We start from the raw sequence: 15,869 nt of genomic DNA on the forward strand, positions 1-15,869 counted from the left end.
GGGCTATGGCAAACGGAGATATACTTTCGGATTTCGGCATCAACCTGTTGGAGGAGGAAATAGATGATGTCATCTTTCAGACCAACGAGTTTCTGACTGACGCGACTTTTACCGGTGCGCAGGGACCTTTTTGGTGGATATTGCAGATGTGCATGGCACTCGCGGCACTGTTCTCCATCGTCATGGCGGCAGGTATCGCCTACAAGATGATGGTAAAGCACGAGCCGTTGGACGTGATGAAGCTGTTTAGGCCGCTTGCCGTGTCGATTATCATCTGCTGGTGGTATCCGCCTGCGGACACGGGTATGGCGGGGAGCCGGAACAACTGGTGTTTTCTCGATTTCCTGTCCTACATCCCTAACTGCATAGGTTCGTACACCCATGACCTGTATGAAGCCGAAGCTTCACAGATATCGGACAGGTTCGAGGAAGTTCAGCAGCTCATCCATGTGCGTGACACGATGTACACGAACCTGCAGGCACAGGCGGATGTCGCCCACACAGGCACATCCGATCCCAATCTGATAGAGGCGACAATGGAGCAGACCGGTGTGGACGAAGTGACGAACATGGAAAAGGATGCGGCGAAGTTGTGGTTCACGTCTTTGACGGCAGGTGTCATCGTGGGGATAGACAAAATTATCATGCTGATTGCCCTCGTGGTGTTCCGAATCGGTTGGTGGGCTACGATTTACTGCCAACAAATCCTGTTGGGAATGCTGACGATTTTCGGGCCGATACAGTGGGCGTTCAGCATCCTGCCAAAATGGGAAGGTGCTTGGGCGAAGTGGCTGACACGCTATCTGACGGTGCATTTCTACGGGGCGATGCTCTACTTCGTGGGCTTCTACGTGCTGCTGCTCTTTGACATTGTATTGTGCATCCAAATCGAGAACCTGACGGCGATAACCGCCAGCGAGCAGACGATGGCCGCCTACCTGCAGAACTCGTTCTTCTCGGCGGGCTACCTGATGGCGGCTTCGATTGTAGCTCTCAAGTGCCTGAACCTTGTTCCGGACTTGGCGGCATGGATGATACCGGAGGGCGACACGGCATTCTCTACCCGAAACTTCGGCGAGGGCGTGGCACAGCAGGCGAAGATGACGGCAACCGGAGGGTTGGGCGGCATCATGAGATAATCCGCAAAAGATAATATAAACCCAATAAAAATCATAACAACATGAAATTGCAAGAGAAAATCAAAAGCTGGTGCAAGGATGAGAAATTTATGTCCTTTGCACAGGAACGAGCGAGAAAAGAGGTTTGCGAGGTGGCGGAGAACCACCGCATCGACCCGCAGTATGAAGAACTGGACGAAGCCTTCGAGTACGACGACCGGTACATCGCCCCCTTAGTGACGTACCTAACGTACAAGCTGCGTCTTGCCCTGCTGCAGCGGAACGCTGGTAAGCGCAAAAGAGGAATCTGGTGGGTGCTTGTCCATGTGGAGATGCAGGGCTATTACGTGGAGATATTCTCGGCGGAGTTCGAGAATCTTTTGACGGAACTTCGGGATGCGGTCATACCCATGCTGCACACGGAATATGTACAGATGTTGAACGGTAAAAGGGAATAACCGATGGTCATCAAGAATTTGGAAAACAAAATCAGACTGGTGGGCATCATCTGTACCGCTTTTCTCGTGGGATGTGTCATCATCAGCTTGTCAAGCATCTGGACAGCCCGGACGATGGTCTCGGATGCGCAGAAGAAGGTGTATGTGCTGGACGGCAACGTGCCTATCCTCGTGAATCGCACGACAATGGACGAAACGCTTGATGTGGAAGCCAAAAGCCATGTGGAGATGTTTCATCATTATTTTTTCACGTTACCGCCGGATGACAAATATATCCGCTATACGATGGAAAAAGCGATGTATTTAGTCGATGAGACGGGGTTGGCACAATACAACACGCTCAAGGAAAAGGGTTTCTACTCCAACATTTTGGGTACGAGTTCGGTGTTCTCCATCTATTGCGACAGCGTGGCTTTCAACAAGGAGAAGATGGAGTTCACCTACTACGGACGGCAGCGCATCGAGCGACGGAGCAATATCCTGATGCGTGAACTGGTGACGGCAGGACAGCTCAAGCGTGTACCCCGAACAGAGAACAATCCGCATGGGCTGCTTATCGTGAACTGGCGTACCCTGCTGAACAAGGACATCGAACAGAAAACGAAGATCAACTACTAAACAACGGAGTTTATGAATATCAAGGGATTCAGGCGGATGCTCTTCGGTGAAAAGATGCCGGACAAGAACGATCCGAAATACAAAGACCGTTACGAGCGGGAGGTGTCCGCCGGACGAAAGTTCGCCCAAGCGACACGTATCGACAAGGCTGCCGCCAAGGTACAGGGATTCGCCAACGCGCACCGGATACTTTTTCTGGTCATCGTCTTCGGTTTCGCTATCGGAGGGTTCACTTGGAACATCTATCGCATTACGATGGCATACCGCAACAGCCGGCCGACACGCACGGCGACGGAAATGCAGGATTCGGTGCTGCGGGAAAGACACAAGAGGCTGCAAGGGGGTGAAATAAGGGAAAATCGGAACGAGAACAAGAAATATGAACCGCAATAAAGGAGTGCTTATGAATACACGATTTGAAAAATCAGTCCGCTCGTCGGACGAATGGTACACCCCGAAGGAGGTGCTGAAAGCGTTAGGCAGGTTCGACCTTGACCCTTGCGCCCCTGTCCATCCGTTGTGGCCGACCGCCGAGGTCATGTATGACCGGGACATGGACGGATTGTCCCTGAAATGGGAAGGGCGTGTATGGCTCAATCCTCCGTACTCGCGTCCCTTATCGAACAGTTTGTCCGAAAGTTGGCGGAACACGGCAACGGCATCGCGCTGTTGTTCAACCGTTGCGATTCCAAAATGTTTCAGGACGTCATTTTCGAGAAAGCGACGGGCATGAAATTCCTGCGCCACCGCATCCGGTTTTACCGCCCGGACGGAACACGCGGCGATTCTCCCGGTTGCGGCAGCATCCTGATCGCATTCGGAGTGGAAAACGCAGAAGTGCTGAAAAACTGCAGCATTGAAGGCAAGTATGTACAACTCAATTAAAAGATGTATGATGAAGATATTTGATAAAATCAATTTCAGGGAGCCGAAGTATATGCTTCCGGCTGTCCTGTATATCCCGCTTCTGGTTGCATCGTACTTCATCTTCGACCTGTTTCAGACCGAAACGGCGGAGATTCCGGACAAGACGCTGCAGACAACGGAGTTTTTGAACCCCGATTTGCCGGATGCCCGGCTTAAAGGCGGTGACGGCATAGGCAGCAAGTACGAGAACATGGCCAAATCATGGGGTAAGATACAGGATTACTCCGCAGTGGATAACATAGAACGAGATGAACCCGATGACAACAAGGAAGAATATGAATCGCAATACACGGTGGACGACATCGCCCTGCTCGATGAGCAACAGCAGGAAAAGGCTGCGGCAGCGCAAATTGCCGATGCCAAGACGCGCGAGCAAGAAGCTCTCGCGGAACTGGAGAAAGCCCTTGCCGAAGCAAGGTTGAGAGGACGCAATGAGGTATTACCGGCGACCGATACGGACAGTACCGCATCGGCGCAACCCCCGACGGCAACCATAGAGGTTAAGGGAAAAATAGAGGAAGAGAGCCGTTCGGTAAAAGCCCCGTCAGAGAACGAACCGCCCAGCGAAGTGGTACGCAAGGTAAAGACGGCTTCGGATTACTTCAATACGCTTGCGGTCAATGCCCGTGAACCGAAACTGATAAAGGCCATTATCGACGAGGACATCAAAGCGGTGGACGGCTCGCGTGTGCGGTTGCGTCTGCTCGACGACGTGGAGATCAACGAGTGCGTGGTCAAACGAGGGTCGTATCTGTATGCCACCATGAGCGGCTTCTCGTCGGGGCGTGTGAAGGGGAACATCACCAGCATTCTCATCGAGGACGAACTGGTGAAGGTCAGCCTGTCCCTTTACGACACGGACGGCATGGAGGGGCTTTATGTACCGAACAGCCAGTTCCGGGAAACGAGCAAGGATGTGGCAAGCGGTGCGGTGTCGGGGAATCTGAACATGAATACCGGCAGTTACGGCAACAGTCTCTCGCAATGGGGAATGCAAGCCGCTACGAATGCCTACCAGAAAACGAGCAATGCCATCGGCAAAGCTATCAAAAAAAATAAGGTAAAGCTGAAATACGGCACTTTCGTCTATCTGGTGAACGGACGTGAGAAACAGTAAAAACGGAAGCCATGATAGAGATTGACAACATATATAATATGGACTGTATCGAGGGCATGAAGCTCATGGCGAACGGCAGTGTCGATGCCGTGATAGCGGATTTGCCTTACGGCGTGTTGAACCGTAGCAACAAGGCGGTACACTGGGACAGGCAGATACCGCTCGAAGCGTTGTGGGAACAGTACCGCAGGATCACCAAGCCGGGAAGCCCCGTTATCCTCTTTGCGCAGGGCATCTTCTCGGCGCGGCTCATGCTCTCGCAACCCCGGATGTGGCGGTATAACCTCGTGTGGCGGAAAGACCGGGTAACGGGTCACCTGAATGCCAACCGGATGCCGCTACGCCAGCATGAGGACATCATCGTGTTCTACGACCGTCAGCCGGTATATCATCCTCAGATGATGCCGTGTCCACCGGAACGGAAAAATCATGGACGGCGCAAGACGGACGGTTTCACGAACCGCTGTTACGGTGAAATGAAACTGGCTCCGGTGCGTGTTGCCGAAGACAAGTACCCGACCTCTGTCATTTCCATACCCAAGGAACACAAGACAGGAGCATTCTATCATCCGACACAGAAGCCGGTAGCCTTGATAGAGTACCTGATGCGCACCTATACCAACGAGGGCGATGTGGTGCTGGACAACTGCATCGGTTCGGGTACGACCGCCATTGCCGCCATCCGCACGGGACGGCATTACATCGGATTCGAGATTGAACCGACGTATTGCGAAATTGCCGGACGACGGATTCGGGAGGAACTGGAACGTGGTCATGGGATTAAAGAAAGCGAAATAAGGGAAATAAAGAAATAAAAAAATAAAAAATATCAACAGAAACGATATGAACAAGAAAATAATTATAACTGCATTTCTTCTGGCGGCAGGACTTTTTGCCACACGGAACGCACAGGCTCAGCGTACATACGAAGAGATGGAACGGCTGACTGTCAATGAACAGGTAACGACCGTCATCACAGCCTCGGAACCGGTCCGCTTCGTGGATATTTCCACAGACAAGGTGGCGGGCGACCAACCCATTGAGAACATCATCCGGTTAAAGCCCAAAGAGACGGGACACGAGGACGGTGAAGTGCTGGCCATCGTCACCATCGTAACGGAACGCTATCGCACGCAGTATGCACTCATCTACACCACGCGGATAAGCGAGGCGGTGGCAGACAAGGAAATTCAGCTACAGGAACGGGATGCCTACAACAATCCTACGGTCTCGATGTCCACAGCCGACATGGTGCGTTTTGCAAGACGGGTGTGGAACTCGCCCGCGAAAATCCGCAACGTGGCGACCAAGGCGCACCGAATGGTGATGCGCCTGAACAATATTTACTCGGTGGGCGACTACTTCTTCATCGACTTTTCCATCGAGAACAAAACGAACATCCGTTTCGACATCGACGAGATACGGGTGAAACTGTCGGACAAGAAACTTTCGAAGGCAACTAACGCGCAGACCATCGAGCTGACTCCTGCCCTGGTATTGGAACACGGCAAGACGTTCAAGCACGGCTACCGGAACGTGATTGTCGTGAAAAAGATGACCTTTCCGAACGACAAGCTGCTGACTATCGAAATGACGGAACAACAAATCAGCGGGCGCAATATCAGCCTGAACATCGACTACGAGGATGTGCTGTCGGCCGATTCATTTAACACCGCTTTATTGGAGGAGGAATGACGATGAAAAAGACGTTGAAAACAGTTTTGTTACTGATGCTTGTCTGCATAGGGTTTGCCACCAATGCCCATGCGCAACGCAACGGCGGCCGCCTCTCGCTCGGCGTGGGATTGCTGTATGAGAACGGCATGGACGTAACGCTTGCTTACGAGCATGAAATGAACTACCGTCATGCGTGGGAGTTCTTCGCCAACGGCTATCTGAAATGGACGGAATGTAAATCTTGCGGTCATATTTGTCCGGAATCCTTCTGGCGCAACTACCGCACTTATGGTTTCGGTGTGGCGTACAAACCTTGTGTGGTGCGTGGACGCAACCATTACGGCAACTTGCGTATCGGAGCTTCGGCAGGGAGCGACACGAACAAGTTTCTTGCCGGAATCCATGTGGGTTACGAGCACAATTATGAGCTGCGGTCGGGATGGACGCTGTACTGGCAGGTCAAGAGTGACATGATGATAAAAGGGGCGGATTTGCTGCGGACAGGTATCGTGCTGGGTGTAAAACTGCCGATAAAATAAAGGAAAAACAAAAAAACGGAAATGACATGATACGAAAGATTCAATGGATTGCAATGGTAGTGGCGGCGGTATTGTGCGCTGCCTGTGACGCCCATATCGACGTACCCGATACGGCGGTACGTCCGGGGCATATTCTCTGCGAGGACGGCACGGCATTGTCCTATGCGCAGTATGAACAATCGGGGAAGCGGGCAATAGCGGTTGTCTTTGATACCGAACGCCGTGAAGGAACGGAAGGGAACGGCTATGCGGTTTACCTGTGGGACATTGCTCCGGCGGCATTCGCCGACAGCCTCGGTGTCGCACAAGGGACGTCGGCCGACATCGGGGCATTGGACGGGAACATGAACACCTTTGCGCTGTACGACACAAGGGAGACGGCTTCGCCTATGGCGGAAGCGGTCTTTGACCTGTGGCGGTACGGACAGAGTGCCTATATCCCGTCGGTAGCACAGATGCGGTTGCTGTATGCTGTCCGGGAAACCGTCAATCCTGTCATTGAACGGTGCGGCGGTCATCCGTTGCCGTTGGATGAATACGATTGCTGGTACTGGACATCGACGGAAGTGTCCGGACAAGAGACGGCGAAAGCGTGGCTTTACTCGACAGGAAGCGGCGCGATGCAGGAGACACCTAAGACACAGGCGCATAAGCTGCGGCCTATAATTACCATGAACAAATAAAATGTGCAACGATATGAATATAGATATGCTTTTCTGTATAGTATTGATGGTATTGGGGGCTTTCCTCATATACTATCCCATCAAAGATGAATCACCTCGGCAAAAACTGAAAAAGCTCGCCGATTCTGTTGCGTCTGATAAAAAGGACATTGATTATCTGATTCAACGCTTCAGCTACCTTTTGGATAACATGGCGGCAGACAATGGGAAAGGTTCGGCTCTGAGATGCCAGATTGCCAAATTGGAGGAAGTTGTCAAGGAGTTGAACGGCAAACGCAAGGAACTTGAGTTAAACAACCGGTCGATGACGGATGTTAATGACGAATTGAAGCGAAGCAATGCCGAACTTTTAAGGAAGGCTTCTGAATTGCGTGATGAGATACAGCAACAGGAAATTAAAATCCAACAGCAGGAAGAATACATCAATTCTGTCCAGAGAGTCAAAGAAGGGCTTGAGATAGCCTTGGACAACATTCAGGCAGAAGAGGTGCATTATCTCTCACAGCCGATATTCAGCATGAAAATGACGCCTATAGTCAGAAGCAAACTCGAATCTCATGGGATATTGTATGTCGGCGACCTGATTCAGCTCAACGAGGAATATCTCATGGAAATCTGGGGTTTAGGACCGGTAGCACTTGAAAGAATAAAGACGAAACTGAACGAAAACGGTGTGTGGTTCGGTATGGATGTCATACGAATCAACGACCGTTGGTATCGTCGGAAACAAGAATTAACAACGGATTGATTCATGGAAGAGAGCAAAGAATTACAAGGGTTCTACAAGATATTCCGTGCGGTCATCTATATCTCCGTGCTGATGGAGTTCTTCGAGTATGCCATCGACCCTGCCATGCTCGACCACTGGGGTGGCATACTGATTGATATTCACGGGCGCATCAAGCAGTGGATGATTTACAATGACGGTAATCTTGTGTACAGCAAGATTGCGACGTTCCTGCTTATCTGCATCACCTGTATCGGTACGAGGAACAAGAAGCATCTGGAGTTCGATGCCCGGAGACAGGTGTTATATCCGCTAATCAGCGGACTGTTCCTGATTGTGTTCTCCGTGTGGTTGTACCATCATCCGATGGAAACGAGGCTCTACACGTTGCCACTAAATATCATCTTCTACATGGCGACCACGCTTGTCGGTGTGATATTGGTACATATCGCACTGGATAACATCTCGAAGTTCATCAAGGAGGGACTGGGTAAAGACCGGTTCAACTTTGAGAATGAAAGTTTCGAGCAGAGCGAAGAGAAGGTTGAGAACCAGTATAGCGTGAATATACCGATGCGGTACTATTACAAAGGTAAATTTCGCAAGGGATGGGTGTCGATAAGCAACTGTTTCAGAGGAACATGGGTAGTCGGAACTCCGGGCAGCGGTAAGACGTTCAGCATCATAGAACCGTTCATCCGCCAACATAGTGCCAAGGGCTTTGCGATGGTGGTCTATGACTACAAATTTCCGACACTTGCCACTAAACTTTACTATCATTACAAGAAAAACCAGAAGCTCGGAAAACTGCCCAAAGGGTGCAAGTTCAACATCATCAACTTCGTGGATGTGGAGTACAGCAAACGGGTGAACCCCATTCAGGCAAAGTACATCAATAATCTTGCGGCGGCGAGCGAAACGGCGGAAACCCTGTTGGAATCCCTGCAGAAAGGCAAGAAAGAGGGAGGCGGAGGCAGTGACCAGTTCTTTCAGACTTCTGCCGTGAACTTTCTTGCCGCCTGTATCTACTTTTTCGTGAACTACGAGCGGGAACCCTACGATGCAAACGGAAAGAAACTATATGCGGAGAAACGGCAAGATCCGCAGACGAAGTTCTGGAAGCCGACGGGTGTCGTTCGTGACCGTGAGGGTGGCAGCATCGTGGAACCTGCCTATTGGCTGGGAAAATACTCGGATATGCCGCATATCCTTTCATTTCTCAATGAGAGCTACCAGACTATTTTTGAGGTACTGGAGACGGACAACGAGGTCGCGCCGTTGCTCGGCCCGTTCCAGACGGCCTTCAAGAACAAGGCAATGGAACAATTAGAGGGTATGATTGGTACGCTGCGTGTCTATACCAGCCGTTTGGCCACCAAGGAATCCTACTGGATATTCCACAAGGATGGGGACGACTTCGACCTGAAAGTTAGTGACCCCAAGTCACCCAGTTATCTGCTGATAGCCAACGATCCGGAAATGGAAAGTATCATCGGAGCGTTGAACGCTCTGATATTGAACCGTCTCGTTACCCGTGTGAACACCGGGCAGGGGAAGAATATTCCGGTCAGCATCATCGTGGATGAGCTGCCGACACTGTATTTCCACAAGATAGACCGACTGATAGGTACGGCGAGAAGCAACAAGGTAAGCGTAACGCTGGGTTTTCAGGAGTTGCCGCAGTTGGAGGCTGACTACGGAAAAGTGGGAATGCAAAAAATCATCACGACAGTGGGCAACGTGGTAAGCGGTTCAGCTCGCGCAAAAGAGACACTGGAATGGTTGTCGAATGACATTTTCGGCAAGGTAGTACAGGTCAAAAAGGGCGTGACCATCGACCGGGATAAGACGAGCATCAATCTCAATGAGAATATGGACAGCCTTGTACCCGCCTCGAAAATTTCGGATATGGCGACGGGATGGATTTGCGGACAGACGGCCAGGGATTTCGTGAAGACGAAAACCGGTACAGGAGGCTCGATGAACATTCAGGAATCGGAAGAGTTCAAGACTACAAAGTTCTTCTGCAAGACGGATTTCGATATGAAGGAGATAAAAGCGGAGGAAGCGGCCTATGTACCGCTACCGAAGTTCTACACCTTTAAGTCGAGGGAGGAACGGGAACGCATCTTGTATAAAAATTTCATACAAGTCGGACAGGATGTAAAAGACATGATAACGGATGTACTGAACAAGCGTGGGGCGAAATAAATCAAAATCCCTGCAATAATCACGAAATTATTGCAGGGATTTTTATATTCAATTTCAGTTACCCAAAATCTTGTGGGCATAAAGCCGGTTTTACGGACGTAAATGAATTATCTGACAGTTTCCGATTTGGAATCGTTTTCCGATAGCAGATTTTGTAATTTGTCGATGTCCGGTAGAGTCTTGCGCAGATTCTCCGGCATTTCTTGGGCTGTGCGGTATGTCGCCACGCCCATAGGCTTATCATAGTCGCGCACCATGATTTCGACAAACTTGCGGTTGGCATCCTGGCATAGGACAATACCGATTGAAGGGTTCTCGTGCGGTTTCTTGTCGGTCATGTCATACACCGTCAGGTAGCCGCTAAGCTGTCCGAGATAATTCGGGCGGAACTTGCCCCGTTTCAACTCCACGATTACGCTGGCATTCAGTTCTCTGTTGAAGAATACAAGGTCAGCAAACATTTCTTCTCCGGCAACTATCAGGCGATGCTGACTGTCGATAAAAGTGAAGTCGTTTCCAAAACGGAGAATGAACTGCTTGATATTGGTTACGATTTGGTTTTCGATGACCTTTTCGTTCCAGTCCTGTTCGCGTTCTCCCACATTCTCCAGATTAACCATTTCGAGCATATACTCATCCTTGAACGCCAATATCGCTTTTACGGCATAAATGGCTTCGGGCAGCACTTGAAGGAAGTTGCTCGGCAAAGATCCGCGATTTGAATAGATGTCTTCTTTCAAGTAATTTTTGAGAGAGGATAGCGACCACGCATTTTGAGCGGCACAATGGATATAGAACAACCGTTCCGCGATGTCTTTTGAACGAGTCAGGATTTCAATATGATGTGAAAAGCTGATCTTGACAAAATCGTCCCAGGTAAATTCGGTATTGACCGGTTGCCCGATAAGTTGCAGCAGTAGATGCTCGTCAATATCCAATTCGCCCAACGCTGTTGGATGAATTAAAGCCGTACCCTTTTCCGACGAATGGTTTTCCAATTCGCCCAACACTGTTGGACGAATTAAAAACGTCCTCCATTCCTCATAGAATGAGCGCATCCGTTTCAACCCCGATTCAGAAAAGCCGTGCAGACCGGGCAACTCCCGTTGAAGGAGCTTTGATATGGTAGGCAATGCTTTAGTACCCCAACAGCCGATGCGGGAATTTTCAGACACGAATTTCCCCACTCCAAAATACAACGAGAGAGTTTCTTTGTTGACCGCAGCCGCACTTCTATACCGGCAGCGTTCGATGGCATGTTTGATTATCTCTACTGCCTCTGCATATTGTGTATAATCCGATGGGATAACCTGTTGTTCCATATACATACGTTTTTGTGCCGCAAAGGTACGAAAAATACGGGATATACAGGGCAGAATGCCAACATATTATAGTGCCGCGTGGGTCTTATTCGGTATTTTTAGCGTTCCGGTGTCTTGCACTCGCTTTGCTGCCAATCTACTCACTCAGATGTTCATGCGTCTGGGGCGTGCCGAGAAAGCTGGTAGCGGTGTGGATAAGATTGTGAGCGGTTGGCAGTCTTTGGGTTGGCCGCTTCCTACTGTAGCCGAGGAAACACGTCCGGACTATGTTGTGCTGACCTTGCAGTTAGGGATGAAAACCCGACAAGAAAACCCGCAAGAAAACCTCGCAAGCAGGATTTGAGAAAAGAGCAAATCTTGGAGTTCTGTGTTGAGCCGCAATACCTATCTGATATTTTGCAACATTTAGGATTGAAAGATAGGGAAAATCTTATGGAGGTCTATATCAATCCGATGATTGGTACAGGGGTATTGGAAATGACGGAGCCGGACAATCCCACAAGCCGTAACAACGGTAAAAGTGGAACAAGGACTTCAAAAGTGAGTTTATAATAGGATATTGCGGCTTGGACGCATCCAACCGCACACGAAAACACCGCCCACGTAGAAAAATGGGCGGTGTTATTCGGTCGCTCGCTTATTCAGGCTCGTGTACCGCTTAAAAGTACGGCAAGTTGCCGGTCGCAGAATTTGTCGTATTCCTCTTTGTCCGTACCGCTTTCGACGGCTCGGTCAATGACATCGCCCAACTCGTCGAAGCATACTTCCTCATTGACGCACTCCGCACCGTTCTCTTTCAGCAGATATACCTCATAATAATCGGAGCCGTTGAGTGCGATAACGACATTTCCGGCGTGCAACCGCCCGTTTACTTTAATCCGCAATGCCGGCAAATCCCGGAATACCGTAGCGACAAAATCGCCGATTCCCCACGACATAAGAATGGGCATGGGTGTAAGTGATACCAATTGTTCTTTGATGGTCTGTGCGATGTGCATTACATACTCTTTATCCATAACTTTGATTTTTAATATGATTATTGATTTATGTTAGTTGAACCATTCGGGGTTATCCTCTTTTAATTCCGTGATGAGTTCATCGTCCGGTAATTTGAGGGTCTTCGCATCGGTAAAAAAGAAAACCTCGTCATATATTTGTTCGGCTTCCTTACTTGCAAAACCTTCGTTTTCGTCCTCGAAACTGCCCGGATGAAGTGCATCGAGCAGAGCGGTAGAGCGATAAGTAGTTCTTCACCTTCGTTGGATTTCACGATACGGCAGATGTAGATATTGCCGTCAAATTGTAGTTCTTTCGTTTTCATACGTCTGTTATCTTAATGGGATGTGTTTCCCGTGAACCTTGAGGTATTCCATGATGCACTTCGCTTCCTCGTGCGATGCACGGTTGCGGTCATCGTAGTTGCGTGTCTCGTCCGCCATGACCACGATACACTCCTTGACCAGTCGGTAAAGGCTTTGCTGCAGTGTGGGGTGCATTTCGGGGATAGCGGCTGCAAACCGTTTGGGGTTGAAGCCGTAATCGTTCACTGCTCTTTCCCAGTCTTTGGCGAGCTGGTACTCCTTGCTTTCCTTGATATTGTCCATAATCTTGAATTTTAATGATTTGTTTTTTTCTTCCCTCCGTTCGATTCCTTTCTGTCGGAACCGCTTTGGGATTTTATGGATGCGGTACACGGTTGTCGGTACAGCTTCATACGGAAGGCTTTTCCTGTCAATTACTCTTTCTGAGGAAAGGAAGAATTTGCAGGAAATTCACTTTAAGCCGCCGGATCAAGCGCGACGGCCGACCTTTGCATCTGATAAAACCAAACCGGGACGGACTGACAGGGAATGAAGCCGGGGAAACGTTATAAAAGGGAAGTTGAAAATGGTAAAAAAGAGAGGGAACGGACGTTATGAATGGAGGAAGGGCGGGTGGTGACGGGTTCGTCAGAAAGTTAAAAGAGGTACTTGGGTCCTTTGTCCGGAGCATACAAAAATGAATAGAGGGCGGATTTCTCCCTCCCCCTATCCGTTATGACAACATTTGTCAGGCAGCTATTTCTTCCGCTTGCGGTTCGGTCTGTGCTTCCGCTTCGGGTTGCGGTTCATCGGGTTGTTCCGCTTCCTGCGTGGCTTGTTCCTGCAAAGCGGCTTTCTTTTCCTCGATGCGTTGGTGTCGCTTTTCGTACACTCCATTATATCCGTCTTGGATATTGGCAAGTTCTTCGGGCATATGCTTTTGGGCGAAGTCAAGCAACAGGGAGGCAGTGACGTTGTTGCCGAATGCGTCTTTGAAATTGGCAATCAGATAATCCCTGCGGATAACGGCTTTCTGCTTGGCGGTAAGGTTCTCGATGATGCGCATTTTGTCCTCGCTCGTAAGGTAGTAATAAGAGCCTTTATCTTCAATGCCTACCTCATTGAAATGCTCTTTGCGGAGTGAGGAGAGCAGGAAGAAATACACCATTTTCTCCTCGTCCTGTCCAAATTTGCGTTCTGACATATCGACCTCTAAAATCCGCTTTTTGGTGTCTTCAACGGTCTTTTCGAGGGCAATCTCCTTGTTGCGTTTGTCCTGCTTTTCCAACTTCTCGATAGGTGAAAGCGGCATTTCGGTTGCCGTACCGTTTGCGGTGGTAGCGGTATTTGCAACATAGCACAGTGTAATGTCGTTGCTCTCGATACGGAGATAGAGGGAGATTTCTCCTGCTTCGCTTCGGGTGCGGATTGCTTCGCATTTCTCGGTGTAGCCGTTCAATTTCTGCTCGTAATCCTTTTCTGCTTCCTCGTATTCCTCGGTGGTATCGTAATCCTCTTTTTGAGGAGCTTGGGGGCATTCGGGGTATTTCGTTGCATAGGTTTTAAGGCTTTCCACCTCGTAGCCCATAGCGGTAAGTCGGTCGATGACGGCTTCATTGTAATTGTAGCTTTCGTGGCAGAGGGGAACGGCAGGGTGCTGTTCCATGAGCCGCATAGCCTTTTCGGTAAGGTGCGATGTGTTCATTTCCACCAAGCAAGCACGGTTGGCGCAATTTCCGCAACTACCCTCACAGAATAACATCATGTTATTGGTATTGTGGGGACATGAAAGACAAAGGGTTTTGTCAAATGAATAGCGATTGAGGTCTGCGGTATATTGCCGTTCGATGCTCTGTGCCACCTCGGAGGCTTTCATGCCTCGCCAACTATTGTACTGCACTCCCTCTTTCAGATGTTGGTCGTACACCTCACGCTGTATCTCTTCCCCATAACGGCAGATTTCACTTGCCACACTGATTGTGATTTCGTCCTGCTCCAACAGCAAGGCGATTTCGGGTATCAAGGAAACGAATTTAAGTCGTGTACGGATATACGCTTCCGTCTTGCCGAACTGCACGGTCAAGGATTGGACATCGTGGCGACCGCTGTCTATGAGTTTTTGGTAGGCGTTGGCTTCCTCAATCGGGGTAACATCCTTGCGATGCAGGTTCTCGGTGATTGCCATTTCCTCGGCTGTCTCGTCGGAAATTTCCATGACGGTAGCCGGAATTTCCGTCAATTCAGCCATGAGGGAAGCACGGTATCTGCGTTCTCCAAAGACAATCTCGAAACGGTTGTCCGCAATGGGGCGCACACCGATAGGCTGAAGCACTCCCTGCTGACGGATACTCTCGGCAAGTTCCGCAAGGCTTGTCTCGTCAAAGTTCTTGCGTGGGTTGTAGTTACTTGGCTGAATGTTTGCCAATGCTACCGATGTGATGTTCTTCTCTACTGCTTGGGCTGCTGCTGTTGTTGCCATAATCATAAAATTTAATTGTTATTGAATTGATTTTCTTTTTTATCCCTCTTTTCGGTTCTTTTTTCTGCCTGAACCGCTTGGGATTTACAGATGCTTCAAGGGACTGACGAACAAGCTATTTTCAACGCTTTTTCCGGAAAATTACTCTTTCAAGGAAAGGAAGAATTTTACGAGAAATGCACTTCAAAGCGGTGAAATCAAGCGCGGCAGTCCAAATTTGCGTCTGGAAAACCAACCGGCGATGGCAGGAACGAGACCGGACAAGCGGTAAGCGGAATGGATAGAAAGGGAAATGCAGCCTTGCAGCTATAAGAGGCGAATAGAACAGGTAAACTGTCAGGGGATATAAATGGGAAAACCGCTACCTTGTGGACGTGTGTCATAAGATAGCGGTATTTGGTATAAAAGTCGATTGGGCGGCAAGCCGCCCTGGTTATTTCTCGTGCTTCTCCAGATATTCCTTCATCGCCTCGTTCACAATATTTCGGAGCGACATATTCTTTTCGATAGCGAGGTATTTCATCCGGGTATGGATGCTTTTGTCGATAACAAAATTGCAATGCACAGCAGGCTCTTTTTCCGTTTTGACCGGTGCAGGTTCTTTCTTTTGCGTGGACTTCCCGGTGGATGACAGCAAGCCGTCCAGTCCGCTTCTCATGCCGTTTTTCAATGAATCACTTTTGCTCATATCG

Annotated in this window: 18 protein-coding genes and 2 pseudogenes; 14 read left to right on the forward strand and 6 right to left on the reverse strand. The window is 49.6% G+C overall.

Annotation, left to right across the window (positions count from 1 at the left end):
* Nucleotides 1-5: 5 nt before the first annotated feature.
* The 12 genes and pseudogenes from NXX38_RS05170 (at nucleotide 6) to NXX38_RS05225 (ending at nucleotide 10,075) form a co-directional block, all read left to right on the forward strand.
* Nucleotides 6-1,139, forward strand: coding sequence for a hypothetical protein (locus tag NXX38_RS05170; RefSeq protein ID WP_004301341.1), 1,134 nt, complete (start codon nucleotides 6-8; stop codon nucleotides 1,137-1,139).
* A 41-nt stretch (nucleotides 1,140-1,180) separates the two neighbouring features.
* The gene (locus NXX38_RS05175; protein ID WP_004301340.1) at nucleotides 1,181-1,576 is read left to right on the forward strand and encodes a hypothetical protein; all 396 of its coding nucleotides are present in this window, start codon (nucleotides 1,181-1,183) and stop codon (nucleotides 1,574-1,576) included.
* A gap of 3 nt (nucleotides 1,577-1,579) precedes the next feature.
* Nucleotides 1,580-2,194, forward strand: coding sequence for a conjugative transposon protein TraK (gene traK, locus NXX38_RS05180; RefSeq protein WP_004301339.1), 615 nt, complete (start codon nucleotides 1,580-1,582; stop codon nucleotides 2,192-2,194).
* A 12-nt stretch (nucleotides 2,195-2,206) separates the two neighbouring features.
* Nucleotides 2,207-2,587 (forward strand): hypothetical protein, encoded by a 381-nt coding sequence (locus NXX38_RS05185; protein ID WP_004301338.1) that lies wholly within the window; start codon nucleotides 2,207-2,209, stop codon nucleotides 2,585-2,587.
* A gap of 10 nt (nucleotides 2,588-2,597) precedes the next feature.
* Nucleotides 2,598-3,079: pseudogene (locus tag NXX38_RS05190) on the forward strand (DNA N-6-adenine-methyltransferase).
* 7 nt (nucleotides 3,080-3,086) lie between these two features.
* Nucleotides 3,087-4,238, forward strand: coding sequence for a conjugative transposon protein TraM (traM, locus tag NXX38_RS05195; RefSeq protein WP_018452180.1), 1,152 nt, complete (start codon nucleotides 3,087-3,089; stop codon nucleotides 4,236-4,238).
* Nucleotides 4,239-4,249: 11 nt separating this feature from the next.
* Entirely contained in the window at nucleotides 4,250-5,053 is an 804-nt protein-coding gene (locus NXX38_RS05200; RefSeq protein WP_004301335.1) for a site-specific DNA-methyltransferase, read from the forward strand.
* Nucleotides 5,054-5,081: 28 nt separating this feature from the next.
* Nucleotides 5,082-5,933 (forward strand): conjugative transposon protein TraN, encoded by an 852-nt coding sequence (gene traN, locus NXX38_RS05205; RefSeq protein ID WP_005944228.1) that lies wholly within the window; start codon nucleotides 5,082-5,084, stop codon nucleotides 5,931-5,933.
* On the forward strand, nucleotides 5,930-6,454 hold the full coding sequence (locus NXX38_RS05210) for a hypothetical protein (protein WP_004301333.1): 525 nt from the start codon (nucleotides 5,930-5,932) through the stop codon (nucleotides 6,452-6,454). Before traN ends, NXX38_RS05210 begins: the two co-directional genes overlap by 4 nt.
* 26 nt (nucleotides 6,455-6,480) lie before the next feature.
* Nucleotides 6,481-7,137, forward strand: a complete 657-nt coding sequence (locus NXX38_RS05215) for a hypothetical protein (protein ID WP_004301332.1) — start codon at nucleotides 6,481-6,483, stop codon at nucleotides 7,135-7,137.
* 13 nt (nucleotides 7,138-7,150) lie between these two features.
* Nucleotides 7,151-7,885, forward strand: coding sequence for a DNA-directed RNA polymerase subunit alpha C-terminal domain-containing protein (locus tag NXX38_RS05220; protein ID WP_005944229.1), 735 nt, complete (start codon nucleotides 7,151-7,153; stop codon nucleotides 7,883-7,885).
* A gap of 3 nt (nucleotides 7,886-7,888) precedes the next feature.
* Complete coding sequence (locus NXX38_RS05225) at nucleotides 7,889-10,075, forward strand: type IV secretory system conjugative DNA transfer family protein (RefSeq protein WP_004301330.1); 2,187 nt, start codon at nucleotides 7,889-7,891, stop codon at nucleotides 10,073-10,075.
* 107 nt (nucleotides 10,076-10,182) lie between these two features.
* Here the strand turns inward: NXX38_RS05225 and NXX38_RS05230 are convergent, their stop codons facing one another.
* Nucleotides 10,183-11,397: a PDDEXK nuclease domain-containing protein gene (locus NXX38_RS05230; protein ID WP_004301329.1), complete on the reverse strand. Its 1,215-nt coding sequence runs from the start codon at nucleotides 11,395-11,397 to the stop codon at nucleotides 10,183-10,185.
* A gap of 55 nt (nucleotides 11,398-11,452) precedes the next feature.
* On the opposite strand from NXX38_RS05230, the gene NXX38_RS05235 reads away from it, so the two are divergent.
* Both NXX38_RS05235 and NXX38_RS05240 read left to right on the forward strand, forming a co-directional pair.
* Nucleotides 11,453-11,740, forward strand: a complete 288-nt coding sequence (locus NXX38_RS05235) for a hypothetical protein (protein WP_004301328.1) — start codon at nucleotides 11,453-11,455, stop codon at nucleotides 11,738-11,740.
* Between the two features lie 68 nt (nucleotides 11,741-11,808).
* On the forward strand, nucleotides 11,809-11,949 hold the full coding sequence (locus tag NXX38_RS05240) for a Fic family protein (protein WP_258978741.1): 141 nt from the start codon (nucleotides 11,809-11,811) through the stop codon (nucleotides 11,947-11,949).
* Between the two features lie 89 nt (nucleotides 11,950-12,038).
* Here NXX38_RS05240 and NXX38_RS05245 read toward each other — a convergent pair whose 3' ends face one another.
* The 5 genes and pseudogenes from NXX38_RS05245 to NXX38_RS05265 all read right to left on the reverse strand — a co-directional run bounded on the left by NXX38_RS05245 (nucleotide 12,039) and on the right by NXX38_RS05265 (nucleotide 15,865).
* On the reverse strand, nucleotides 12,039-12,413 hold the full coding sequence (locus tag NXX38_RS05245; protein WP_004301326.1) for a hypothetical protein: 375 nt from the start codon (nucleotides 12,411-12,413) through the stop codon (nucleotides 12,039-12,041).
* A 33-nt stretch (nucleotides 12,414-12,446) separates the two neighbouring features.
* Nucleotides 12,447-12,718: pseudogene (locus NXX38_RS05250) on the reverse strand (hypothetical protein).
* Nucleotides 12,719-12,725: 7 nt separating this feature from the next.
* Nucleotides 12,726-13,001, reverse strand: coding sequence for a hypothetical protein (locus tag NXX38_RS05255; RefSeq protein WP_008669723.1), 276 nt, complete (start codon nucleotides 12,999-13,001; stop codon nucleotides 12,726-12,728).
* A gap of 445 nt (nucleotides 13,002-13,446) precedes the next feature.
* Complete coding sequence (locus NXX38_RS05260) at nucleotides 13,447-15,183, reverse strand: ParB/RepB/Spo0J family partition protein (RefSeq protein ID WP_089503706.1); 1,737 nt, start codon at nucleotides 15,181-15,183, stop codon at nucleotides 13,447-13,449.
* A gap of 427 nt (nucleotides 15,184-15,610) precedes the next feature.
* A complete protein-coding gene (locus tag NXX38_RS05265) occupies nucleotides 15,611-15,865 on the reverse strand; it encodes a hypothetical protein (RefSeq protein WP_008669718.1) in 255 nt (84 codons plus the stop codon).
* Nucleotides 15,866-15,869 lie beyond the last annotated feature (4 nt).

The sequence above is a fragment of the Bacteroides sp. BFG-637 genome (assembly GCF_024793605.1).
Taxonomy (GTDB): domain Bacteria; phylum Bacteroidota; class Bacteroidia; order Bacteroidales; family Bacteroidaceae; genus Bacteroides; species Bacteroides vicugnae.